Source organism: Dyadobacter ginsengisoli DSM 21015, from assembly GCF_059568735.1.
Genome location: NZ_JCANTY010000009.1, coordinates 90,136 through 114,653 on the forward strand (window position 1 = coordinate 90,136; position 24,518 = coordinate 114,653).

The 24,518-nt window shown below is 48.6% G+C and carries 15 protein-coding genes; 7 read left to right on the plus strand and 8 right to left on the minus strand.

Features of this window, described 5'->3' with window-relative positions:
• Nucleotides 1–56 precede the first annotated feature (56 nt).
• A complete protein-coding gene (locus BP71_RS29720; protein ID WP_496385243.1) occupies nucleotides 57–830 on the minus strand; it encodes a hypothetical protein in 774 nt (257 codons plus the stop codon).
• Between the two features lie 219 nt (nucleotides 831–1,049).
• Here BP71_RS29720 and BP71_RS29725 point away from each other — a divergent pair, with 219 nt between their 5' ends.
• Entirely contained in the window at nucleotides 1,050–2,306 is a 1,257-nt protein-coding gene (locus BP71_RS29725; RefSeq protein WP_496385244.1) for a 3-deoxy-D-manno-octulosonic acid transferase, read from the plus strand.
• A gap of 31 nt (nucleotides 2,307–2,337) precedes the next feature.
• On the opposite strand, the gene BP71_RS29730 is transcribed toward BP71_RS29725, so the two are convergent.
• Nucleotides 2,338–3,561, minus strand: coding sequence for an ROK family transcriptional regulator (locus BP71_RS29730; RefSeq protein ID WP_496385245.1), 1,224 nt, complete (start codon nucleotides 3,559–3,561; stop codon nucleotides 2,338–2,340).
• Nucleotides 3,562–3,904: 343 nt separating this feature from the next.
• Here BP71_RS29730 and rsgA point away from each other — a divergent pair, with 343 nt between their 5' ends.
• Entirely contained in the window at nucleotides 3,905–4,840 is a 936-nt protein-coding gene (gene rsgA, locus BP71_RS29735; RefSeq protein WP_496385246.1) for a ribosome small subunit-dependent GTPase A, read from the plus strand.
• 50 nt (nucleotides 4,841–4,890) lie between these two features.
• Nucleotides 4,891–5,292 carry a methylmalonyl-CoA epimerase gene (gene mce, locus BP71_RS29740; protein ID WP_496385247.1) on the plus strand — a complete coding sequence of 134 codons (402 nt, stop codon included), beginning with the start codon at nucleotides 4,891–4,893 and terminating at the stop codon, nucleotides 5,290–5,292.
• A gap of 12 nt (nucleotides 5,293–5,304) precedes the next feature.
• On the opposite strand, the gene tamL is transcribed toward mce, so the two are convergent.
• The 4 genes from tamL to BP71_RS29760 all read right to left on the minus strand — a co-directional run bounded on the left by tamL (nucleotide 5,305) and on the right by BP71_RS29760 (nucleotide 16,182).
• Entirely contained in the window at nucleotides 5,305–7,734 is a 2,430-nt protein-coding gene (gene tamL, locus BP71_RS29745; protein ID WP_496385249.1) for a translocation and assembly module lipoprotein TamL, read from the minus strand.
• On the minus strand, nucleotides 7,724–12,661 hold the full coding sequence (locus BP71_RS29750; RefSeq protein WP_496385250.1) for a translocation/assembly module TamB domain-containing protein: 4,938 nt from the start codon (nucleotides 12,659–12,661) through the stop codon (nucleotides 7,724–7,726). The genes tamL and BP71_RS29750 overlap by 11 nt, the downstream gene beginning before the upstream one ends.
• A gap of 116 nt (nucleotides 12,662–12,777) precedes the next feature.
• Nucleotides 12,778–13,488: a hypothetical protein gene (locus tag BP71_RS29755; protein ID WP_496385251.1), complete on the minus strand. Its 711-nt coding sequence runs from the start codon at nucleotides 13,486–13,488 to the stop codon at nucleotides 12,778–12,780.
• Between the two features lie 264 nt (nucleotides 13,489–13,752).
• Nucleotides 13,753–16,182, minus strand: a complete 2,430-nt coding sequence (locus BP71_RS29760) for a TonB-dependent receptor (protein WP_496385252.1) — start codon at nucleotides 16,180–16,182, stop codon at nucleotides 13,753–13,755.
• Between the two features lie 249 nt (nucleotides 16,183–16,431).
• Between BP71_RS29760 and BP71_RS29765 the strand changes: the two genes are divergently transcribed.
• From BP71_RS29765 to lolA1, 4 genes are all read left to right on the plus strand, one after another.
• Nucleotides 16,432–18,060, plus strand: coding sequence for a beta-N-acetylhexosaminidase (locus BP71_RS29765; RefSeq protein ID WP_496385253.1), 1,629 nt, complete (start codon nucleotides 16,432–16,434; stop codon nucleotides 18,058–18,060).
• Between the two features lie 252 nt (nucleotides 18,061–18,312).
• Complete coding sequence (locus BP71_RS29770; protein WP_496385254.1) at nucleotides 18,313–19,344, plus strand: quinone-dependent dihydroorotate dehydrogenase; 1,032 nt, start codon at nucleotides 18,313–18,315, stop codon at nucleotides 19,342–19,344.
• A 41-nt stretch (nucleotides 19,345–19,385) separates the two neighbouring features.
• Nucleotides 19,386–21,932, plus strand: coding sequence for an FtsK/SpoIIIE family DNA translocase (locus tag BP71_RS29775; protein ID WP_496385255.1), 2,547 nt, complete (start codon nucleotides 19,386–19,388; stop codon nucleotides 21,930–21,932).
• 93 nt (nucleotides 21,933–22,025) lie between these two features.
• Nucleotides 22,026–22,676 (plus strand): outer membrane lipoprotein periplasmic chaperone LolA1, encoded by a 651-nt coding sequence (gene lolA1 / locus BP71_RS29780; RefSeq protein ID WP_496385256.1) that lies wholly within the window; start codon nucleotides 22,026–22,028, stop codon nucleotides 22,674–22,676.
• Between the two features lie 81 nt (nucleotides 22,677–22,757).
• On the opposite strand, the gene BP71_RS29785 is transcribed toward lolA1, so the two are convergent.
• A complete protein-coding gene (locus BP71_RS29785) occupies nucleotides 22,758–23,225 on the minus strand; it encodes a ferritin-like domain-containing protein (RefSeq protein WP_496385257.1) in 468 nt (155 codons plus the stop codon).
• A 193-nt stretch (nucleotides 23,226–23,418) separates the two neighbouring features.
• On the minus strand, nucleotides 23,419–24,516 hold the full coding sequence (locus BP71_RS29790; protein ID WP_496385258.1) for a DNA topoisomerase IB: 1,098 nt from the start codon (nucleotides 24,514–24,516) through the stop codon (nucleotides 23,419–23,421).
• Nucleotides 24,517–24,518: the final 2 nt, after the last annotated feature.

Here is a 24,518-nt window from a genome sequence, read left to right on the forward strand (position 1 = left end):
ATCTGTAATCTCTGATAAGCCGGAATTTTAGTGGATTATCAATTTATCAATGGTAATTATCTTTTCTTACTGCCAAAATACAGCGTCAGGTACCCTGATGTATAAAAGCTTCTGTTTTCTGCAAATGCCATAATCTGGATTTTCCGGGTGAATGCTTCTGCGAGAAACCCAATTTCAATGCCGGTTACATTCTCGCGGAATGCGCTCAGCTCAAAACTCATAGCTGTCTTGATATGGATGCCGGGAACAATTTTGGATTGACCGAACCCCTGGAAAAAGCTTCCGGCACCTACAATGCCTGTTTGTGAGCCGCCTCCGGTGTGCTTAACGGGATCAAATGGCTCCGTGGTAACCCGGCCATCGGTATTCTGGTACTGCACCATATAGGGCTTCTCGATGCCCAGTGACGGACCGGCGGCTAAAATCCCGCTGATCGCAATTCCTTCGTCATCCTGGCGGCTAAACAATGTCAGTTCACGTCCGTATTCCGGGCGTAACACGAACAGGTAATTCTGTTTTCCATAAACCAGCCTTGCGCCTGTTACAAAATCCTGTGTGGATAGTTCTTTCGGATGCTTCACATTCACGAGCTCCAGTGCAAGGTACCTGTACTGGTTTTTGCCAAACATTTTGGAGCCCAGAGCGGAAGACTGGCGAAATACCGCACCGCCGAGAATCCCGGAGTTGGTATTAGTGGTAATACCCACGGAGGTAAAAGATTTATAGCTCTCCTCGCTCTCCTCATTCTTCACTGATCTGCGCTGAGCGTATATATCTGCCGATAGTGCAAACAGAATAGATACTGATAGTAAAAGTTTTACACGCATCATATTATCGATATAATTCTCCGTGACTATGTATGTGTCGTATGAACAGTGAAAGTACAAAATAATAGCGTATACAACTGTATACTGACATCACTTTAACGGTTTTTTGTACATTTATGTTCTTTAAACGAAAAAAGAAGCAAAAAAGCCTGCCAGCGATCTGTTTTCCACGATTGATCAGCTGTCGGTTTTCTTTTTTAACATCCTTTTAATCAGAGCCCTTTGGTGAAAATCATTTATCAGGTCGCCATCCATATCTTCGCTTTTCTAATCCGGTTTGTTGCTCCTTTCAATCATAAAATCAAGCTCGGTACAGAGGGACGGAAAGGGCTTATCGGGAAGCTGCGGAAATCCTTTCATACGCTTGTGGCAGGGCGGCCGGTTGCGTGGTTTCACGCCGCCTCACTAGGCGAATTCGAGCAGGGAAGACCGGTGATCGAAGCTTACCGGCTGGCTTACCCCAACCATTTTATTATCCTCACTTTCTTCTCGCCGTCAGGCTATGAGATCAGGAAAAACTATACCGGAGCGGACTATATTTGCTACCTGCCCATCGATACGCCGGCCAATGCTCGGGCATTTGTCAGCATTGTAAATCCACGGGTCGCGTTTTTTATCAAGTATGAGTTTTGGTTCAATTATCTGCGGGAACTGCAAAAAAATGGGAGCTACATTCTTTCATTTTCTTCGATTTTTCGTCCTAACCAAATCTTTTTCAAATCCTATGGCGGGTTTTTCCGGGAAATGCTTGGTTATTTTGACCATTTGTTTGTTCAAAACCAGGCTTCAGTTTCGCTTTTGACAAATGCGGGGATTGCCGCTTGCAGCATCGCAGGCGATACGCGTTTCGATCGCGTACGTTCGATTGCGTCCAGCGCGCGCGAATTGCCGGAAATCGCCCGGTTTAAAGCGGGAAGTATGTGTCTGGTCGCTGGTTCGGTGTGGGATGCTGATATGCAGGCGCTTATTCCGGCGCTGAATGCATTGAAAAGCAATTTGAAGGCTATCATCGCGCCGCACGAGATCAAGGCAGAAGAAATAGCAGGCTGGCGCTCCAAATTGAACGGTCGTTCTATTTTGTATTCGGAAGTTGCCGCAGGACAAAGCCCGGAAGGGTTTGACTATTTAATTATCAATAATATCGGAATGCTTTCATCGCTTTACCGGTATGGCAATATGGCCTACATCGGTGGCTCATTCGGCGCAGGGCTGCATAACATCCTCGAAGCCGCGACATTCGGTTTACCTATTGTTTTTGGAAATAAAAGCTATCACCGGTTCCAGGAGGCGGTGGATCTGATTGAAAAAGGTGGTGCTTTTGCCATGGAGGATTCAAAAGCGGTGCTAAAAATGATGGAATGGTGGGTGGACAATCCTGATTCGGCCGATGGAGCAGGTGAAATAAGCAGGGAGTACGTGTCGTCAGGAACAGGCGCTACCGATCTGATCATGCAGAAAGTAAGGCAGGCAATAGGCTGATGGCACGTAAAGTGCCACCAGCTACGAAATATCACGAAAATTCCTTGCTAATCAGGTTTTCGAACAGATAGGCTTGTGTACCCAGCAGACGTGCCTTTGCGCCGAGCTTGGAGATGTGGATCGAGAGAGGGTTTTTGAAATCGGACAGGCAGTACTTATTGATTGCCTGCTCGATCGGATTGGAAATGAACGGCCCGGCTTCGGCCAGTAACCCGCCCACGATAATGACCTCGGGATTGAACAAATGTACCGCAGTAGCCAACCCTTTGCCCAACTCCGTCCCGACAGTGCTTAGCAAATCGATAGAAAACTCGTCGCCGGCATGGACTGCCTCGATGATATGCGACGTTTCGAGCGTTTCGAGTTTATTGTGGACAATCTGTTTCAGGATCGTCGCCCTGCCGCTGTGAATGCCTTCCTTAGCCTGGCGGATCAGTGCGATGGCCGAAGTGATCGTATCCAGGCAACCTACTTTACCGCAGTGGCATAGCATTCCGTCGGGCTTGACCTGAATGTGTCCCAGCTCACCCGCAAACCCCGAAGCGCCATTGAAAACCTCTCCATTGATGATGATTCCCAAGCCTACCCCCCAGTCGATGTTGATCGTCAATACCTGAGACTTATCAACTGCAAATCCGAACCGGTGTTCTCCGATCGTTGTGGCTTTGGTGTCATTGAAAAGGCAAACCGGCAGATCGAAATGGTCTTTGAGGTAGGCTACCAGCGGAATGCCGGGAGGTGTAAGGTTCAGATAGGTGAGGTTAATGCCCTGGGAAGAGTTGATCAGCCCAGGCATGGATACTCCAATACCCCAGAGCTTGCTGCGGGTGATATTGTTGGATTTGAGAAAGTCGTCGGTTGCGTCGAATAATTCTTTTAAAAAGTTAGAGGAATCGTCCAGGCGGATATTTACTTTCCTCTTCAAGATCAGCTGGTTGTGAAGATCGAATATCACCAGCTGCGTATCATGGCGGTTGATGTCCATGATCAGGGTCAGGTACTTTTTAGCATTCAGGCCGTATAATACCGGTGGACGCCCGGCTCTGGCGGGCCCGGTCCCTGTTTCGGTAATCCAACCCTCGCGCATCAGGTCATTTACGATGCCGGTTGCAGACGGGATACTCGCATGGAACAACTTTGCCATTTTATTAATGGAAGTGTCCCCGGATTGATACAAATGAAGCAGAAGACTGCTTCTGATGCGGTTTTTACGAATATCAATGACCGAACTCGGTTCTTCTGCCACTAAGTCCATTATGCGGAGTAATAATAATTACAGATGACGTTTTTAATTTTCTTTATAATTAGGTGATACTAATGTATGAAATAAACAGAAAAAACAGGTGTGATTTTAAAAAATATTATTATTTATTATGAAATCTTCAGGAGATCGGGCGGAATGCCAAATGTTTGTCAACAACGCTTACTTTCACAGGAAGATGGAATTTAGCTTGAAAACCGGTTGAAGCGAACCTTTCAATAAAAACGCCATGAATAGAAAAACTACTTAGTTTTTGCTGCTGGATTGAGTTCGCGGCCATTTTTTAACAACTTCTCCCAAACTCCTCTTAAATTCGCTGATTCCAAACAAACACAGAATGAGTTTAATCAGGGGATTGGTACTTCGCTCGACAGGATCATGGTATGAGGTCAGGGACAGCAGGGACGGGCATGTATGGCAATGCCGCTTAAAAGGTAAGTTCAAAGCACTGGGGCTGAAAGTGACCAACCCCATTGCGGTGGGCGACTACGTCAATTTCGAGGTGGAGAATGAAGGGGAGAACTTCGGGATCATACATGAAATCGTGCCGAGGAATAATTATGTAATCAGGAAGTCCGTTCACAAAACAGCCCACGCCCATCTGATCGCGGCTAATGTCGATCAGGCGATCCTGATCGCGACACTGGTATTTCCGAAAACGTCCTTAGGGTTTATCGACCGTTTTTTGGTAGCGATCGAATCGTTCCGCATTCCGGGCGTACTGGTCTTCAACAAGCAGGATTTATTGAATGATGAAATGAAGGAGTTCCAATCCGAGCTAATGGAACTTTACACGGGGCTGGGATATCGCTGTATGGCAACCACCGCGCTGGAAGAGCTTGGAGTTGAAGAATTCAAGTCACTGCTGAAAGGTAAAGTTTCGTTGCTTTCCGGACATTCGGGTGTGGGTAAGTCTACACTCGTCAATGCTATTGCGCCCGATCTGGATATCAAAACGCAGGAAGTTTCGACGTTTGCCAACAAAGGGGTGCACACTACAACCTTCGCGGAAATGTTTGAATTGGAAAGAGATACTTTCATCATCGATTCACCGGGGATCAAAGAATTGGGGTTGGCCGATATGGAGCCGGGTGAGATCAGCCATTATTTCCCGGAAATGCGTGATCTGCTAAACCAGTGCCGGTTCAACAATTGCCAGCACATCAACGAGCCGGGATGCGCGGTGAAGGAAGCGGTCTCGGAAGGGAATATTGCTTTTAGCCGGTACGAAAGCTACCTGAGCATGGTAGGTGGAGGGGATAACCGGAAATAAGGCGAGTTCAATCGTTTCGTTTTTGATGAGTTCAGTAATGCATCGGATTTATGGAAAATATGGAGCACATCGGTATCGCTGTCAGGGATCTCATCGCTGCCGAACAACTTTATTCTGTTCTGCTGAATGTGACGCCGTACAAGCGTGAAGCCGTTGAATCGGAGCAGGTGACAACCTCCTTTTTTAAGGTTAATCAAACAAAAATAGAACTCCTTGCAGGTACAGGGCCGGAAAGTGCCATTAGCCGGTTCATCGAAAAAAAAGGAGAAGGGATCCACCACATTGCTTTCGAGGTAGCGGATATTGTCGCAGAAATGGCCCGGCTGCGCGCTGAGGGCTTTACTTTACTAAGCGAGTCACCCAAACGCGGCGCCGATAACAAATTAATCTGTTTTGTGCACCCCAAGAGTGCCGGTGGAGTGCTGATCGAGCTGTGCCAGGAGATCAGATAATGCCGTGGCACATTAGAACGGTAACCCAACCGCAATATTCAGAATCAGGTTTTCTCTTCGCCAGGTTTTGCTTCCGAAATTAATCTCATTGAATACCCAGGGATTTTTGTACTTCACCTCGCCTTCGGGCGTCACGGATTTCACTTCGCTTACGTACCAGGGCTTACGGAATGGTGTGGCCAGGTCGAGCCTGAAAATCAGATAAGAGAAGTCAAGCCGCAAACCAATGCCACCGCCTACGGCAATCTGCTTCAAAAATTTGTTGCTGATCAATCCCGTGCCCGGATACGCTGCGCGCGTGCTGTCTCCGAACGACCAGATGTTCCCGGCGTCAACAAAAACAGCCCCGTTGATAATATCCGTAAACTTCATCCGGACCTCCGAGTTGAATTCGAGGCGAATGTCCGCAAACTGCTGGTAACCAAGCAGGCGTATCGACAGCGTGTCGGGGGCCACAGCACCTGGGCCCAGTGACCTGGCGCGAAACGCGCGGATACCCGTACTACCTCCCGCGAAATATTGCTTGAATTGCGGAATGGGCATTGTTTTGGAATTGCCGTAAGGTTTCGCTGCTCCCACCAGTATCCGGTTTGCCCATTTGATGGATGGCGTAATGGTCCGGTAATATCTTAAATCACCATCAACCTTGACGTACTGAAGTATGGGGACCTTTAAAAATTCTTTCGGATATCCTTCCGGGTTCTTTTTTGCCAGCAGACTTAGGATGTTTCCACCCCAATCTATCCCACCCGTCATTGCGATCTGATCCTTGCTAAACGGTCTGGGCGTAGGTCGGTAAGAAACAGAATAGTTGGAGCCCATGATGAAAAACTTGGTATCTACAAGCTTGAAAAGCCGGTCAATATCCAATGGATTGGTGTCCGGATCTCCGGCTATTTCTCCCAGGAGTTCTGTATTAATGTTTCTGGGTTCGACAAAGTTGATGGAGATGGGCGTTAAGGTATGTTCGACCTCAGAGTTTTTTCTCCATACATAAGACCAGTCTCCGCGAATCGATGTGGTGGTGTAAAAGTTGCGCTGAATTCTGTTCTCATAATTCAGTGACAAGATGGTTTTAGGGAGTGCCTGACTTTTCTCGGGCCTGATACGCACGAATGGGATTAGAAACCGGGGAAAGGACAGGTCAATTTTTCCCCCGTAACGGATGTACTCGTTTCCGATCCGGTTTGGATTAGCTTCTTTGTTCCCGCCAATCTGAACGTCGAAACCGTAGTAAGCACTGATGGCCAGCATTTCAGCGCCCTTAAAAAAATTGCGGTGCCGCCAGGTTAAATCGAGTTGAGAGCCGCCCAGGTTATTGGATTTTGTACTGGCTGATAACTTTGTCTGCAACGATTTCCGTTTCATCGGCGCCAGGTCATAATGCACATCCAGCAATGCAGAGTCAGAGCGGGGCACGAGGTCAAAACGGTTTTTGACGAACCGAAAATTTTGGAGGTTCACGAGTCTTTGCAAGGACACGTCGTGCATTGTGTTCGTATACAGATTCCCACGGCGGAAGCCGATCGCATCGTAGAAAATCCGCCTCTTGTAGTCATGCCCCGGGTCGCTAATGGTGATACCCCGGCGCAGACGCCCTTTGTTCACTGCCGAATCGGCCTCCTGGCTTGCATCCGTTCCGGTATTGACGAAAATACGGTTGATAAAATATTGTTTCAGGGAAGTCTGGGCCGTTTCTTTTTTGACTTCCAGAAATAAATTGACTTGCTGAGGCCCCATTGCGGAATCGGCCCGGCCAATGGTAGAGTCGACCTTCACAATCAGGTAATCGGGACTGAAATAGTAGTAACCTTTTCCTTTCAGTTCCTGATCAATCCGGGTACGCTCTGCCGTAATAACATCCAGCCGGATCGGATCGCCCTTTTTTAACAAGGTTTTCTGTTTGGTTGAATCCAGGTCCCTGTTGAACCGCGAGCTGTCGCTCACAATGAAATTGATTTCATTAATGAGGTAGCGGGGCATTACGTAGGCATCAAATTCGGTAGTTGCCGTTCGCTTCTTTTTTTTCTTGCTCTCTACAATTTTGCCCTTCACCGATGACCGGTAGTAACCTTCATTATCCAGAAATGCGACCATGTTAGCTGCATTGATATCCACCACACGCTGGGTAGCATAACGGGGCGGCTCGCCCAGCTTTTTTCGGAACCAGCTTCTTAAACCTCCATCGTCCTTCGGTTCACCGATCCAGTAGTAAAACCATACTTTCCACGGAAACCCGAAGATAGTCTTGTTGGGAGGTGGTTTGATCAGGCCTTCCAGTTGGTCGGCAACACCAGACACGTTCGGTTTGGAAATACTGTCGGCCTTGGCCGTGACTTTGTTGCCTACATAAATGCTCTGGCCCGCGGGTACATATTTGTTTACCGAGCAGCTGCCCAGGAAAAAACAGATGGCCAGAATGTACCCTATGTTACTTTTCATTGCGCTGCTTTTGAAAAATTTCACGGAAGAGGTCATAATCTGCCGTGATGATAAAACTTACGCCCGTTTCGATGATGAAACCTTCCAGGATCGACTGATACTGGTTTTTCCGGTATCCCCGGAACATATACCGACCGTCGCGCGATATGGAATAATCGAGGGCAATATTGTCAAACACTTCCGTTGAATTACCTGCATTGTTCTGGCTTTCGAGCTCGAAGTTCTTGCCGACCGAGATTTTAAGGCGGTTGTTCAGGAACGCTTTGCTTAATCCCAAGTTCAAGTCGGTACGCGCGCCGGTGGATTGATCGGCGGTGGAGTTGAGGCCAATATCGAGGTCGACGCCTTTGATCAGGTCGGACGCCAGGTTGTTCAATTGGTCGCTCAGCAGTTGGCTCACGCTTTGCCGCGCCACGGCCTCGGCGCTGGAACCGATGTTGAATCCGGCCGTCGACTGGTCGGTGATGAATTTGTTGGTAATAAGCAGCGCAAATGCCTGTTTATTCATTTCCGACGGGTTACCCACCATATCAGCCCAGAAAGTCTGGCTGGTAATATCGCTCTTGATCTGCTCGTCAATAGAAGTACCGGGCACGATATTGAACGTGATATTAGGTGTGGTCAGGTTTCCGGTAATGACGATCTGTACTTCGATAGGTATTTTACTTGCACCCTGAAACTTCGCGGCGATGGAACCGGGATCTACCATGACGGGGTAAGATGCCGTAATGTTGAGATCGGCTTTCATAGGGTCGCCGGTCCAGAGCAGCGTGCTCCCTTTTTTGATCTCGAATTGTCTTTTCAGGATTTGAAGGGTGAGGTCATAAGATCCTTCCGTCAGGTCGTAAGAGCCTAAAAGGAAAAGCTGGCCGTTGGGCGCTACGCCGGTGTTGAGCTGAGCATTCCCTTTCAGACGGATATTGTCCCCGTTCAATTCGTCGATCACCACCTTGAACTCCGATTTGTCGTCTACATCAATATCCAGTGATATCTGTGACGCGAAATCAACCATTACATTCTGAGTCTCTTCGACCGAATCTGCTTTCGCCACTCGCGTGGAGTCGCTCATATCCACAAACTCGATCACGCCTTTGGTCGCGTCGCCGGCTTCTGTTGCGTCGCTCGGCATCACCACGGCAATGCTGCTTCCCGGATCCAGTTTCACCTTTCCATCAATCACCGATTTGGAGCCCTGTCCCTTCACTGTGAGGTTTGCATCAATATTCGCCTTTCCGAAAAACAACTCATTCTGTTTTTGAGTGGAATTCAGCACATTGAAGTTCTTGGCCGAAATAGTCAGGTTATAGGCGACGTCCGGCAGTTTGGCAATATTCACATTGCCATTGACTTTCATGGCCTGGTTCAGAGAATCAGAGATCGTGAAATTGTTGAAGTTGATATTCTGGCCGTTGAACTGGATCTTTTGCCCGGCCAGTGAATACCGTGAACCCAGTTGTGTTGCATTGAAGGCTACCTTGTCAAAATTGACCTCGCCGTCGAGGCGCGGACTGTCTGTGGATCCTTTAATGGCGATGTTTCCCGTCAGGTTACCTTCGGCGCGCTTGAGTTCGCCAAAACTGAATGCCTCGATCGTTTGCGCGCTGAGTTTTTTGAGATCCATTTTGAAATCCATAGGCGTTTCGGATTTCAGGTTGTAGCTACCTCCGATACTGACGTCGTTCTGGTCATTCACCAGGGACATGGCCACGCGGATCAGGTTTTCTGTTTCGTTAGTCGACTTAATGGACAGGTTCCCTACCGGGATTTTGGTTACCGCAAGGTTGTCGATCGTGAGCTCTCCCGTGTACACCGGCGCGGTCATGTAGTTGTCCAGAACGATTTTGCCGTTCAGTGTGCCGGTTGCAAGAGTCGAATCCAGAGTAGCGATTTCAATGAGTGGTCCAATGGATATGTTCGACATGGCGATGTCAAGCGGGCTGTTGGGCTGTTCCGACGTTGAACTGATTTTTAAGGACTGCCCATTGTTGCTGATCATAAAGTCCTTTACATACAAACTGTCCGTCGCATACTGTATGTAGCCGGATGTATCCGCAGCCCATTTATCGTAATTCAGCAAAAGGTCGTCGCGCAGGTTCAGGCGATAACGGTTGTTATTGACAGCCAGATCGCCTTTGACCGCATGTCTTTCGGTATTGACCGAATCCCGGACAATGAAGTCGAATTTGATGTCATTGTTGACGATTTTACTTTCCAGCGATGCATTCTGCATTCTGAAACTACCGGTATTGACCATTCCGACGTTCGCATTGAGTGACGCATTGGCGTCTACTGTGCTGAAATCAACGGAAACGCGCTCGGTGCGGATACTGTCATAATCAACCATTGGAATACTCAGCCTGGCGACAATCGACGAATCCTTCTGGTTATCCATCTGCGCATTTAGCCGCACCGCATTCATTTCACGGAGCCCGGGCACAAAAAGCTGAATGGCCGGGTGATTGGTCACGGTCGCTTCAAGGTCGAAATTGACCGGTTTGGTTATTTCCTTGTAAGTGAGATCCGGAGTTTTGAAATGTTTCCCTACCTCGGTTAGCATGGCGTCGCCGAGCTCGGTATAGGAATAGTTTCCCGTCATTTTCGCTTTCAGGAATGGGGAGTCGATATACGCCTGCCGGCCACCACTCGAATCGGTTAGCTGGACATTGATATTCGATACATCGATCGGTTTGCGATGATGTGTCAGCACGAGGCTATCGATATTCACCGTTCCTAATGGGTTTTCAGGATTCGTGGAGGACATATTTACTTCGATATTCCCCTTAACCTGTAAGGAATCCGCGTACAAGTTCAGGGCAGTCAGATCGAGATTGGTGATCGCAAGGTCGGCCTTTACGGACGGATATTCCTTTGACAGGTCCGCTTGCGCATTCAGATCGAGATCAATGTTCCGGTCGTTCATGTTGGCCGAAATGTTAGCCAGTCCATGATCGATGTCGCCTTTCAATCTCAGGTTTTGATAGACATAACCCTTGATATCGGCGCTTTCAATGGTGCCATCCAGACGTGCGATCATGGTTTTGGGCGCATAGCCCACGCCTTCCAGGTCGGTGCGTAGTGTAAGCTTGCCCAATTCTGACGGAGGCTGTTTTAGCAGCTTGCCCAAATCGAACTCGCTGAATGTCAATGTGCCGTTGTACTGAGCCCTGAGACTGTCGGTAATATTTTTAAGAGTGCCTGAAAATGTACCCGTACCAAACGAAGTGTTAATAGTAGTGGCCAATGTGAGGTCCTCCATCGTGCCTTTGATTTTTCCGGAAACTTTTATTTCATCCGGAAGTTCGATAGAGGCTGGCAGGGTGCTATCCGGCAAAACCCTGAGCAGGTCCGCTTTCGTGGACGAAATCTCGGGGATATTCAGGTCCATTGCAAGCTTTTCGGGATCCGGTAAGCCACGCACGCGTCCATCTACGTTCAGGACAGTTCCATCGAGCATCGTAAACCGTGCCTTAGAAATCAGCATATCGTCTACGGAGCCGGTGATTTGTCCGGAGCCTTTTACCACGCCGTTAGGTTCCTTGTCAAATGGCGGAGTTTTTGCCAGATCCGGGACCAGTAACAGGATATCCGCGAATGCAATGCGGCTGTCGGTCAGTCTGAGTTTAAGTTTTGCCTTACCGATATCATTCGTCAGCTGATCGAGGTTCTTGTAGCGCAGGCTCAGTTCATCGCGTAAAAGGGTATTGGGTGTTTTCAGGTAAAGATTGCGGAGGTATGTTTCCTGATCGCCATATGCAAAATTGGTACGCAGGGCGTCTAACCGGAAGCCACTTTTTTCTTTGAATGAGCTTGCCTTGAGTGCGCCAGCGATCTTTTCAGGAGAAAACAGAAACTCCTGTAAGTCAACATTCAGATCTTTGATATTCAAGTGTGCATAGTCGAGCCCCTGGGGCTGGGCGGGCGAGTTGAAATCATCATAGCGGATATCGTTATTCACGATCCGGATCTCACCGACCTTGACATACCAGCCGGGTGTGGCGGATGCTGTTGATAGGGTATCTTTCTTTGCTTCCGGTGTTTTCGGTTTTTTTGCAAATTCTGCAAACAGCGACATGTTTTCCAGCGACACATTCCGGACATCAACACGCTGGCCGCCCATGAAAATGTGGTTGACATGACCTGCGAATTTATCGACTGTGACGCCATTTTTAAGCCCTGAAACTTCATCGTCAAACTGCCATTTGAACTGGCGGATGTCGATATCCCCTACTTTAATGTCCAGCGAGTCAGCCGGATCGGGCTTTGGTTCCGGGCCGGCCGCTGCGGTTTTCAATGCCGGATACATTCTCAGGCGGATCCGGCTGTTGAGCAATGCAGTGTTGGTAAGGTGATACTGTGAAAGGGTTGGATTGAACTTATCGAACTTCACAACCGCGGAATCGATATCGGCCTCGGCGTCGGTGCCAATCACGGCGTCGCGATAGGAAAGTCGGACATCTTTCAGCTTGATCTGGTCGAGCCGCATCTTCAATGGTTTTGAAGGCGTTGTATCTACCTCCGCGGACTCTGTTCCTGCAAAAGCATCCACAATAAACTGAAAATTGAAAACCGTGTCGGGAAGAACCCGGGTGATGTTCGCATTCACGCCTTCCAGTTCGATTTTGTTGATCCCGATATCGCCTTTGATCAGGCTATACATGTCGAGGTCGACATAAAGGCGCTTGCCGGCGACCAGTGTGTCGCCATGGAGATCTTCGAAGTACACGCCTTCCAGCAGCACCCAATCCGGAATGTCGAAACGGACTTTTTCGACGTTAACCTTGGTTTTTAGTTTTTTACGAAGAAAAGAATTCGCCTGGGATGTTAAAAAATTCTGGCCAAACGGCGTCTGGATTCCCCAGATCAACACGCCAACCAGAATCAATACTGTCAGGATTATGATGGCCAATACTTTCAGTGCTTTCTTCATCCTGCGCTGTTTTCCTGCCTGGTAGCATCGGCAGGTGTTGAGAATATACTTTTAAATGAATGGAAGGCCAAATCGGTGGATTCGACCTTCCGTATACCGGAATGCTCGCCGGTTGATTATCTTTTGAATAACTCCACATTGACCTGATCGTTGACAGTCAATGCTGATTTAATGGTAACGGGCTTTTTGTCGGTGCTGCTCTGTTCCACGATCTTGGTGGGATATAAAATACCGTAGGTGGATTTGGCGTAGTCAGCCAGGTCACTGGTAGTTTCCACGCCGGCCAGGGTCTCCTTCTGACGCACCAGCAAGCCGGTTTTTGCATCAAAGTACAGATTGTATTTCGCACCCTTTCCTTGCAATTCAACATGATTCACCGGAACGCCGTTGAGCGTCTCTGCACCCACCGTTGTGGCGATGAGACCGCGGTTTTTATAGTCGATGAATGGGGCAAGGTTCTCATACAATTCCAGGCGCATGCTCTGCTGTTCGGCCTGGCTAAGGTCCTTTACGTCAATTTTTTGGCCGATTGGCACCTTAATCCAGCCCTGGTCACCTTTTACGGTGTAAACAAAGCTGCGTTTCATAATTGTTTTGTTTTTGTAGATCGATTGGTCGGGTATCGAAGCCGTAATGACGGCGTCATAAGGCGTTGCCGCAGCAGCAGTGTAGCTTCTTTTCAGATTATAGGATTTGACACCATCCCACAAATTTTTGCCGCCCGTTGCTTTGTAAAACTGGGCGAATACTGAATCAGCAGGCAGTTTCTGTGCGTAAGACGTGGCCGATATCAACAGTGCCGCGACCAGTAGTTTCAAGTTCTTCATTTTAGTAAAATTTTGATGTGAGCGTTTCCCGATCGATTCCGGAACAACGGTTTTTAGATCGTTTTTTGCGTTTGGGGTTTAATTAAGCAAAATAAATCGACTCCTGCCACGACCTTGTTTGCAAAAACCATTCCACACATGCCTGCTACTTTCAAAAGGACTGTTTCGTAGCCCCCCTGTAATGCTGTGAACTGCTTGTAAATGAAAAAGGAAGGGACCTGGATCGCCCTTCCTTTTTGGAAATGAATGATTTCGACTAGTTTCTCAGGCATCGTCGCCGCTTGCGGAAATTTTACCAAACCTGTATTGGAATGTCACATTCACGAGCCGGTTGGTCTGATGCCAGTTTGATGATTGCGAATAGGTATCGGTGCTCAGCTGGCTTTTATAATTGCGCGAGAGGAAAATATCCTGGACATTGAATGAGATCGTGGCTTTCTTTTCCAGAAGATCCTTGCGAATCCCCATGTTGGCGATGAACACGCCGTCGCGCGTGCCTTGAGCGATCGCACGCGGACCTTCGTAATTCACGTATGCGGATGCGCGAAAATCGGCAGGCAGGGTTATGAATGCATTCAGGTTACCCGAGTAGCTCCACGTGCGGTTATCGATCTGCGCCAGTGCGGAAACGACTTCGCTGCGGAAGACACGGCCGCTGCCGTTAATTTTCAGGACATCGTTAAAAAGCTTCTGCGAGAAATCCGTTTCAAAACCATAAGATAGTTCGCGACCTACGTTATCATAGCGGGTAAGGGAAACGCCTGCTTCGTCGATCGTGCGGATTTGCGTAATCGCATTGTTTGAGTAATCCATAAATAATGATGGTCCCCAGCCGCCATTCGCCTCATAGTTGGAATATCCCATTTCGGCCTTGTGAGTAAATTCCGGACGGAGGTTCGGGTTACCGGTTCTGACGTTACGGGGGTCTGACACATCGGTGTAGGGGTTGAGCCAGTCGGCCTCGGGACGCTGCACGCGGCGGCTGTAATTAAGCTTGACCTGTGATGATTCTCCCAATTTTCTTGTCAATGCCAGGGATGGAACGAGCGTTAGAAAATGTACATTGAACTCCTGGTTACGGCTGATCTGGTTAATATCCTGATTATAATCGGTCACCCGCAATCCCGCACGCATGCCCCAGAGATCTGTTTTTTGGGAGAATGTCATGAAGCCGGTGTAGGTCGCATCCTTGTAACCAAATACATTGCTGATGTTGTTGTCAAAAACATAACTGTTTGTTTCACGATCCAGATTGTAAAACGCGTTTATGTTGTCGTTCGAGCTGGTGCGTGAGCGTACTCCGGCTTCCAGTGTCGCTTTCGGGGTAATCGGCCAGGTGTAGTCCGCGTTCAGGAATAACGAGTGACGGTTGTTGTCGCGAAGGTTCTGCTGGTTACGGATCAGGCTGTCGATTTTGCTTTCCTGCGAGAAATAAGATTCTCCGTCGGAGCCTCCGAGAGAATAGCTGGAATTGAAGTTCAGTTGATGGTCTTTTTCCGCAAATTTCAGTCGGTAGTCGAGGTTGAAATTGACGTTATCACCGTTACTCTTGCTGTTGTTGAGCCTGCGGAAACTTTCGGAAACCACACCATGGGTAAGACTGGTTTCGTTGAGGATGCTGCTGTTATTGCGGTTATTGTCCCGTGAATAGTTTACGCCGGCTTCGATGGAGTTCTTGTCATTGAAATCGTAGTTGACGCCTACACGGCCAAATGCATTCTTTCCCTTGTTACCACCCGTCCCGTCCTGTTGCAGGTGGGATGTCGTCTCGGTTACAAAATTATCACGGCTTAATGTTCTTTCCCAGGTCGTGGCGCGCGTTTGCCCACTTAGAGAAGCATTCAAACCGAATTTGCCTGCTTTGTAGCTGAGGTTGCCGGAGGCATTATTATTGTTTTTGTTACCGATGCTCAGGCGTGCACCCCCGTTCATGCCCCGGATTTTAGTTTTCTTCGTAATGATGTCTATCACCCCCGATGCGCCTTCCCCTTCATATTTGGCGGAAGGGGTAGTCATCACGTCGATCCGCTCGATCAGGTTGGCCGGAAAGGACTGAAGAATGGTGGGCAGGTCGCTTCCATAGAGGTTGGAAGGTTTGCCATCGATGAGGACCACTACATTACCTTTCCCGCGGACCTGCGGGTTGCCGTTTTCATCGAGCGATACCGCCGGTACCTTTTCGAGCAGGTCGCTGACATTGTTGCTGGTAGCCAGCATATCCTTGCCGATGTTGACGATTTTTTTATCGATATCGTCGACGATCATCGTTTTTTCGCCCTTTACGATCACCTCATTCAGTTTCTGAGCTTCCGGCAGCAGGGTAATTGTACCCAGGTCGAGCAGGTTCGCTTCGGTAGCCACGCTGATGTTGGGGCGGTACAGCGTCTGATAGCCCATGTTGGTCACCCGGAGGATGTAATTGCCAGGCGTGACATTGGCAATGGTAAACACGCCGTTTTCGTCGGCCACAGCGCCATTCGCCAGGGAGGAATCTTTGGAAGCAAGCAAAGCGACCGTCGCAAAACTAACGCCCGCATTTTGGGGCGCTTCGACAATTTTGCCCACCATTTTCCCGCCGTCGACCTGTTGCGATTTTGTATCATTCACAGGTAAGGGATAATGTCCGGGGTAAGCGAAAAGCAGATGGGTGGGTAGAATTAATGCAAGAAGATGAAGAAACGAAGTTCTTTTCACGGGTATAGGATTTAGATTTTATTAGGAGCTAAGTTAGGCAAAAGCGCTGATAGCGTGCGGGTAAATGTAACAAAACCCAGTTGTAAAGCTTTAAGTGGTACAAAGTTACACGTAATCTTTTTAACGTGCCTTTTTTTGAAATAATTACATAAAATTATTAAAAATTTAAGATCGGTAGTATTTTAAAATATGAAGACGTTAATTTGCATAGTTTTTAAATAATTTTAATAATTCCTGCTTTTAACCCAGATGAAACGTCTTCTTCTTCTCATTTTCTGCTGCGTGTTCGTGAAAACTGTGCATGCTCAGATCAACGTCATTCCTAAACCCATGCAGGTCGTGACTGCGAAAGGTGAATGGAATTTGAAATCAAAAACCAGGATCGGCGTACCTGCCGATACCAAATGGACGCATGTGGCCGGAATGCTGGCTTCGCAATTGGGCAAAGCGACCGGCCAGAGTATTCCGGTCGTGAAGGGCAAGGCTGATGTTTCTTTTGTAATATCCTCCGATGCAAGTCTGGGAGAGGAAGGCTACCGGTTGCTTTCCGGTTCAAAGGGCATTACCATACAGGCGCAAACGGCCAAAGGCGCTTTTTACGGAATGCAAACGCTGTTGCAGTTGCTTCCAGCCGAAGTGTTCAGCCCCAGCCCCGTTGCCGGTGTGAAGTGGGCCGTTCCTTATGTCACGATCAAGGACGTGCCGCGTTACGCTTACCGTGGCCTGATGCTGGATGTGGGCCGTCATTTTATGCCGATCGAATTTGTGAAAAAGTACATCGATCTGATCGCGCTGCACAAGCAAAATCAGTTCCACTGGCATTTGACAGACGATCAGGGATGGCGGATCGAGATCAAAAAATATCCGGAGCTGAAAACGATCAGTTCGAAACGCAAGGAAACTATGAAAGGTCATTATAGTGACCACAAATATGACGGCAAACCTTATGAGGGCTTCTACACGCAGGATGAGATCAAAGAGGTTTTGAAATATGCGGAAGAACGTTTTGTGAATGTGATCCCGGAAATCGAAATGCCCGGTCACGCACTCGCCGCGTTGGCTGCTTACCCGCAATTGGGGAATAATCCTGACAAAATTTATGAAACGGGAACGAAATGGGGTGTTTACGACGATGTATTTATGCCTCGCGAGGAGACTTTCAAATTTCTGGAAGATGTGTTGACGGAGGTGATCGACCTCTTTCCAAGTAAATACATTCACGTGGGTGGCGATGAATGTCCCAAGGTTCAATGGAAAGAAAGCCGTTTTGCTCAAAATCTGATTCAAAAGGAAGGCTTGAAAGATGAGCATGGCCTGCAAAGCTATGTGATCAAGCGGATCGATAAATTTATTACGGCTAAGGGGCGCCGGATGATAGGCTGGGATGAAATTCTCGAAGGCGGATTGTCCCCTAATGCAACAGTAATGAGCTGGCGCGGGACGGATGGTGGCATTGCGGCTGCCAAAGAGCGTCACGATGTGATCATGACCCCAAACAATTTCTGCTATCTCGACCATTACCAGGCCGAAGCCAAAACGCAGCCCATTGCGATCGGCGGTTTCACAGACGTGGCAGAGTCCTACTCGTACGAACCTACGCCAGCCGAACTCTCGGCCGACGAAGCGAAACACATTCTGGGCGTGCAGGGTAATGTATGGACGGAGTACATGAAAACACCGGCATATGTGCAATATATGGTGTGGCCGCGCGCAACGGCTTTGGCCGAAGTAGGCTGGACCACTAAGGAAGGCAAGAACTTCGAAGACTTCAGCAAACGTTTGGATATACACAAAAAACGCCTGGATTATCTGGGTGTCAATTACTTCGGAGCTCCGATCAACGGGCAGTTCGAGTATGTGTGGCCGGAGAAAAAGTAAAGTTTGTATTTTGCTCATAACACAACAGCATCCCGCATTCGCGGGATGCTGTTGTGTTATGTTGACATCCGGATCAATCCATCGCAACAAGATGGCCGGCGTCTAATCGGGTTTTTAGATGTCTTGATTTGGATGACGGCGAATGTCGGACTTTTTGAGCGCCGTCATAATAATTGATTCCATGCTAAGCAGTCAAAAATAAAAATTCCTCTCCCGCCCGCGCCTTCCTCTGAAACATTCTATTTTTGCAGGATGTATAAGATTCTCATCTCCCCTATACTTTTCCTGTTTGACGCTGAGCGCATTCACTATTTTGTGTGCGAAGTGCTTCATATCGCATTTAAAATCCCTTTTGTTCCGAAAATTATCCGCGCGCTGTATACCTATGAGCATCCGGACCTCGTGCAGGAGGTGGCAGGATTGCGCTTCCGGAACCCGGTAGGGCTGGCAGCAGGGTTTGATAAAAATGCGGAGATGGTGGATCAGCTGGAAGCGCTCGGTTTTGGGTTTATCGAAATAGGGACCGTAACGCCGCGGCCGCAGCCGGGAAACGACAAGCCGCGTTTGTTCCGCCTCAAAAAGGATAAGGCACTCATCAACCGGATGGGGTTCAATAATAAGGGAGTCGCCGTAGCAGCCGCCAAACTGGCGAAGCGGAAATCCAGCATTTTGGTAGGAGGGAACATCGGCAAGAACAAAGACACTCCCAATGAGCAGGCCCTGAACGATTACCTGATCTGTTTTCGGGAGTTGTTCGATGTTGTGGATTATTTTGTCGTGAATGTAAGCTCGCCTAATACGCCGGGATTGCGGGATCTGCAGGAGAAAGAGCCGCTTACCGCACTATTAAAAGAACTGCAGACCAAAAACCTGGAAAAGGCAAATCCCAAACCCATTTTCCTGAAAATCGCGCCGGATCTTACATGGAGCCAGCTGGATGATATCATCGACATCGTAAAACAAACCCGTATCGCCGGCGTTATTGCAACCAACACGACCATCAGCAGGGCGGGGCTCGCTACCGATACATCGGAGGTAGAAAAAATAGGGGCGGGTGGCCTGAGCGGTGCACCGCTGACGCATCGCTCGACGGAAGTAATTCGTTATCTTTGTGAACAATCCAATCATGCTTTCCCGGTTATCGGAGTCGGCGGTATCGCTACTCCCGGAAATGCTTTGGAAAAAATAAATGCAGGTGCCGGCCTGATTCAGCTTTATACCGGCTTTATTTACGAAGGGCCCGGTGTGGTCAGCAGGATCTGCAAAGCATTGGTCAGAAAGTAAAATCAAACTCAGCACTTCACGCATTCCCGGAATTGAAATAAATGTCAGTTAACAAGCCAAGAGGAAACACACAGCGCCAGAAACCGGAGGAGACTATCGCTCCCCGCTTTCGTGTATCCCTCGATTGGGAGCACATTTTTACCAGCCCGAAAAATACATTGGCCTGGGGCACATTCTTTATCATCCTGGGACTGATCCTGGAAACGTCTTTTTTCTCCTACATCATTACCGGGCTTTCCGATCAGAGTGTTCTGGATGGGCTAGGGCACGAGTCGATCCGCGATGCGGGGCGGCAGACGCGCAATTTCCTCGGAGTAATGGGAGCAGTAGTATCCCATATTTTTGTATACCGGTGGTTCGGGATCGGGGCATTGCTTCTCCCGCTGGTTCCCTTTGCAGCAGGTTGGAAAATGGCCTTTGGGCGGGAGATCCTTCCTTTGGGAAAAATAACCAAGGAAGTGATCTTTTTTTCCTTGTGGGTAAGCGTGCTGATGGGATACGTCGTTTTGATGAGTAATAGTGAAAACACGCTGAGCTTTCTTTCGGGTGGGTTAGGTTACCTGGTCAACGTTTCCCTGTTCGATTGGCTCAAATGGGGTAGCATCGTGCCCATCCTGTTCGCTTTGTTCGTTTTTGCGGTATTCTTCTACGATGCCCGCACGGTTTACGAATCATGGCAGGCAAAAAATGCCAAGCCGGAGCCGGTATCAGAAGATGTGAAGGATGATACAGTTCCTGTTGAGGCCGTTGAGCCCTCCGTTCCTGAAAGCAAATTTGTATCGGTGGTTAACGACACCTATGACGATGAGTTGCTGGCGCCCGAGGAAGAACCTGATCTGGACACAGAAGTGGAGGAAGAAGCGTCCAGCTTGGTTGCTCATCCTGCGGTAATTCAACCGGTTAAATTACCTATTCTGGCCGTTACGCCGCCCGCAACACCACTGGAAGTATCTTCTGTACCTATGGAGCCGCTGCTGGAACTGGAAGTGGAGGATACCACGCAGACGAAGGATGTTGTCGACGAAGATGTAGAAGACGAAGATGTCAATGCATCCATCTTGCGGGAATTTGGCCAATACGACCCGATGCTGGATTTGCCTTCATACCATTTCCCTAATGTCGATCTGCTGAACGAAGTTATTGAAAACCAGCATGAAAAGGTAAGCCAGGAGGAATTGGAAAGCAATAAAACCAAGATCGTAGACACCCTGGGGAGCTACGGTATCAATATTTCGAAGATCAAAGCGACGATCGGGCCTACGGTTACGCTCTATGAAATTATCCCGGAAGCGGGTGTCCGTATTTCAAAGATCAAGAACCTGGAAGGAGATATTGCGTTGAGCCTTGCAGCGCTCGGAATACGGATCATTGCTCCGATGCCGGGGCGTGGTACGATCGGGATAGAGGTGCCGAACAAGAACCGGGAAACAGTTTTCGCCCGTTCGGTACTTTCTAATGAGCGTTTCCAGAAATCAAATTTTGACCTGCCGATCGTTCTCGGTAAGACGATCTCGAACGATATACACATTGCCGATCTTGCCAAAATGCCCCACTTGCTGATGGCCGGTGCGACGGGGCAAGGTAAGTCGGTGGGTTTGAACGTTATTCTCGCCTCACTTATTTATAAAAAGCACCCCGCGGAGCTGAAGTTTGTGCTGGTGGATCCTAAAAAGGTGGAACTGACCCTTTTCAACAAGCTGGAAAGACATTTTCTTGCCAAGCTCCCCAACGCAGAGGAGGCGATCATCACCGACACGAAAAAGGTAATCTTTACCCTGAATTCGTTGTGTATCGAAATGGATTCCCGTTACGACCTTCTCAAAGAGGCCGCGGTAAGAAATCTGAAAGAATACAATGCGAAGTTTGCGCAACGAAGGTTGAACCCGGAAAAGGGACACCGTTTCCTGCCTTACATTGTACTGGTGATCGACGAGTTGGCGGATCTGATGATGACCGCCGGCAAAGAGGTGGAAACGCCTATTGCCCGTCTTGCGCAGCTGGCGCGTGCGGTGGGGATCCATTTGGTGGTAGCTACACAGCGCCCTTCCGTAAAAGTGATCACAGGTTTGATCAAAGCCAACTTCCCGGCGCGCCTCTCGTTCCGGGTTACGTCCAGTATCGACTCCCGGACTATTCTCGACATGGGCGGTGCCGAACAGCTTGTGGGGCAGGGAGACATGCTGCTGGCGATCAATTCCGAGGTGATCCGCTTGCAATGCCCTTTCATTGACACAAGGGAAATCGAAGATATTTGCGAGTATATCGGTGGACAGCGTGGCTACGACGAGGCCTATGCCCTGCCCGAATATGAAGGAGAAGATGCCGCAGAAGGTAAAGCGGAGCTGAATCCGGATGACTTCGACAGTTTGCTGCCCGACGCCGCACGCCTGATCGTTACCCATCAGCAGGGTAGTACGTCGCTGATTCAACGTAAGATGAAGCTCGGTTATAACCGGGCGGGACGTATCATGGATCAGCTGGAAGTGCTGGGAGTGGTGGGTCCTTTCACGGGTAGCAAGGCCCGGGATGTCATGTTCCATGATCTGAACATGCTGGAAGAGCATTTGCGTGTGATGGGCGTGAGCTGATTAAACCTTCCGCACTCGTCCAGGTCTAAAATTTGAAATATTTCACTTAAAACCCCGTTTTTTATAAACTCACTAAGGATTAAATTGTTGAATATGAGAAATTTGAAAAAAAGTGCTTGTTTACTTGCGGTGATGACGATCTTCTTTTTAACCCCCGTTGCTTCACAGGCGCAGGGCGACAAAAAATCATCGGCTATCCTTGAAGCCATGAGTAGCAAGTACCAGAAGATCAAAGCTTTCAAGGCACTTTTTACATACATCAGTAAAGGTGAAAAGCCGTTGAAGGGAGAAGCGACCGTGAAGGGCTCGAAATTCAGATTGAAAATGGCAGGTCAGGAGATCTTCAATGATGGTAAGCTGATGGCGACTTACATTAAGGAAACCAACGAAGTGAATTTGCAGGATTTTGATCCGACAGCGGGCGGTAATCTTGATCCTACCAAAATTTACACCGCTTATAAGAAGGGATTCAAATCCGCATTCATCAAGGAAAGGCAGGAGGCAGGTAAGTCATTGGAAGTAGTGGAACTGACTTCGACCAATAAAAGCAGCCAGGTAGACAAGGTACAGATCGAAGTGAATAAGGCAGATAAATCGATTGCCAGCTGGAAAATTTTCCAGAAAAATGGCCAGGAGGTAACCTATAAAGTGGATCAATTCCAACCTGATGTGAATGTAGCGGACAGTTTCTTTGCATTCAATTCCAAACAATACCCTGGTGTGGAAGTGGTGGATCTGCGATAACACATTTAATGAAGTACCAAAAGGAATGGGTGAGACCGAAAGGCTCACCCATTTTTCTTATACGCGTTATGAATTATTAACTTAGTTTACCGCCTGGTGCAGATCGCGGTATTTCTTGATGAGGTTATGCGACTCCAGTAATTCCGCTTTCTGATTGGCAATGAGCTGGCGTATGTCTACCGGCAGGTCGGCATCACTTGCCAGTGCGTCGTCATAAGCTTCCTGCGCGGCGTCTTCACCATATTCGCAGCTTTCGAGCACAGAGGTGCGGTCGTGGCCGGTGAATGTAGCCTTGATATCCATCCACACCCGGTAGATTTTACCCGAAGCAGTGGTTCCTGTTGCGACTTCTCCACCCAGATTACGAATCTCCGCACTTAGTTCGTTGATGTTTTCACGGCTTTCATTGGCCATTTTTTGAAAAATCCCCCTAAGATCCAGGTCAATATCTTTTACCTCATCGAGTGCCTTCTCATAGCCATCAACCCGGTCGTTATTGATCCGGATCAGATCGTTCAGTACTTCAATAAGATTTTCGTTGGCTTCCATAATGTTGATATTAAAGTTGTGACAAGTTTGAATTGAAAACTGTTGCAAGGCTTTTCAAATGTTATGCCATTATTTTCAAATCAGGTCGATGAGTGGTTCTAAGACGCTGTGGATTGCGTATATGTGGGGGATATTGCCCGCTTGGACAGCCGCGGATGGCGTATATGCTTCCTAAATTCAGCACACAAACAGCCTAGGGGCGGGCCAGCAGTGACCTTACGTGTTGTTCCGTGGCCGAGAAATAGCTGAGTTCTTCGGTTGGCTTATTCACAAACCGATAAAAGCGATTATCTTCAAATGCTTTGAAAACAGCCGGGTGTATATAATATTTTTTACAAACCGCCCGGGTATTGCCCAGGTGAGCGGCGACGATGTCCAGGCAACTATTTACGACCCGGGTTAACTGTCGCTGTGATGTGGCTTTTTCCTGTCGGCTCAGGTATTCGAATGCAGTCACGGTCCCCATCCAGGTCCGGAAGTCTTTGGCCGAAAAATTGGCGCCGGTGTGGCGCCGTACGTAGTCATTGACTTGCTGAGCGCTCAGCGCGCATCTACCGCCATTTTCGTGACGGTATTGAAAAAGTCGTTTTCCCGGCATCTCCTTGTATTGCTGCACGAGTCGTGCCAGTTGCTTGTCACGAAGGGTAATGTCCTGCCGGATCCCTTTTTTTCCTTTAAACATAAAACGGATCCGGGTGCCCGCAACCGTTGCACAACGGGCGTCGAGCGTGGTAATCCCCGATGACCCGTGCCGGATCTTGTACCGCTGGTTGCCTACACGCATACAAGTCTTATCCATCAGTTTGATCACCAAAGCAATGGATTTTTCCAGATCAAAATCCCTTTTCCTGAGATCATGCTCCACCTGCTCACGCAATCGCGGCAGTGCTTCAGAGAACGTCAGCAGCTTATAATACTTGGTCTGGTTCCGGATCAGGTTCCAGTAAGGATGATAGCGGTATTGTTTCCGTCCGGCGGCGTCAATGCCCGTAGCTTGCAGATGCGCGTCCGGATCGACGCTGATCCAGACCTCCGTCCATGCGGGCGGCAGTACCAGGGATTTGATCCGTTTGATTGTCTGCGGATCTTTGCAACGTTGTCCTCCGGAATCGAGGTAATAGAAACGCGGCGATTTTCCCTTCCGCTGGTATCCGGGCGCATGCTCCGACCGGATGTAATGCAGACCAGCCGCTTCGGCCGTCAGGGAGGGATCTTTTCTGAGTTTTTGATATTGTCTGGCCGTGATGACGGGCTCATCCGTCAAAGTTCCAGCGATTGCGGCTACCGGCATGT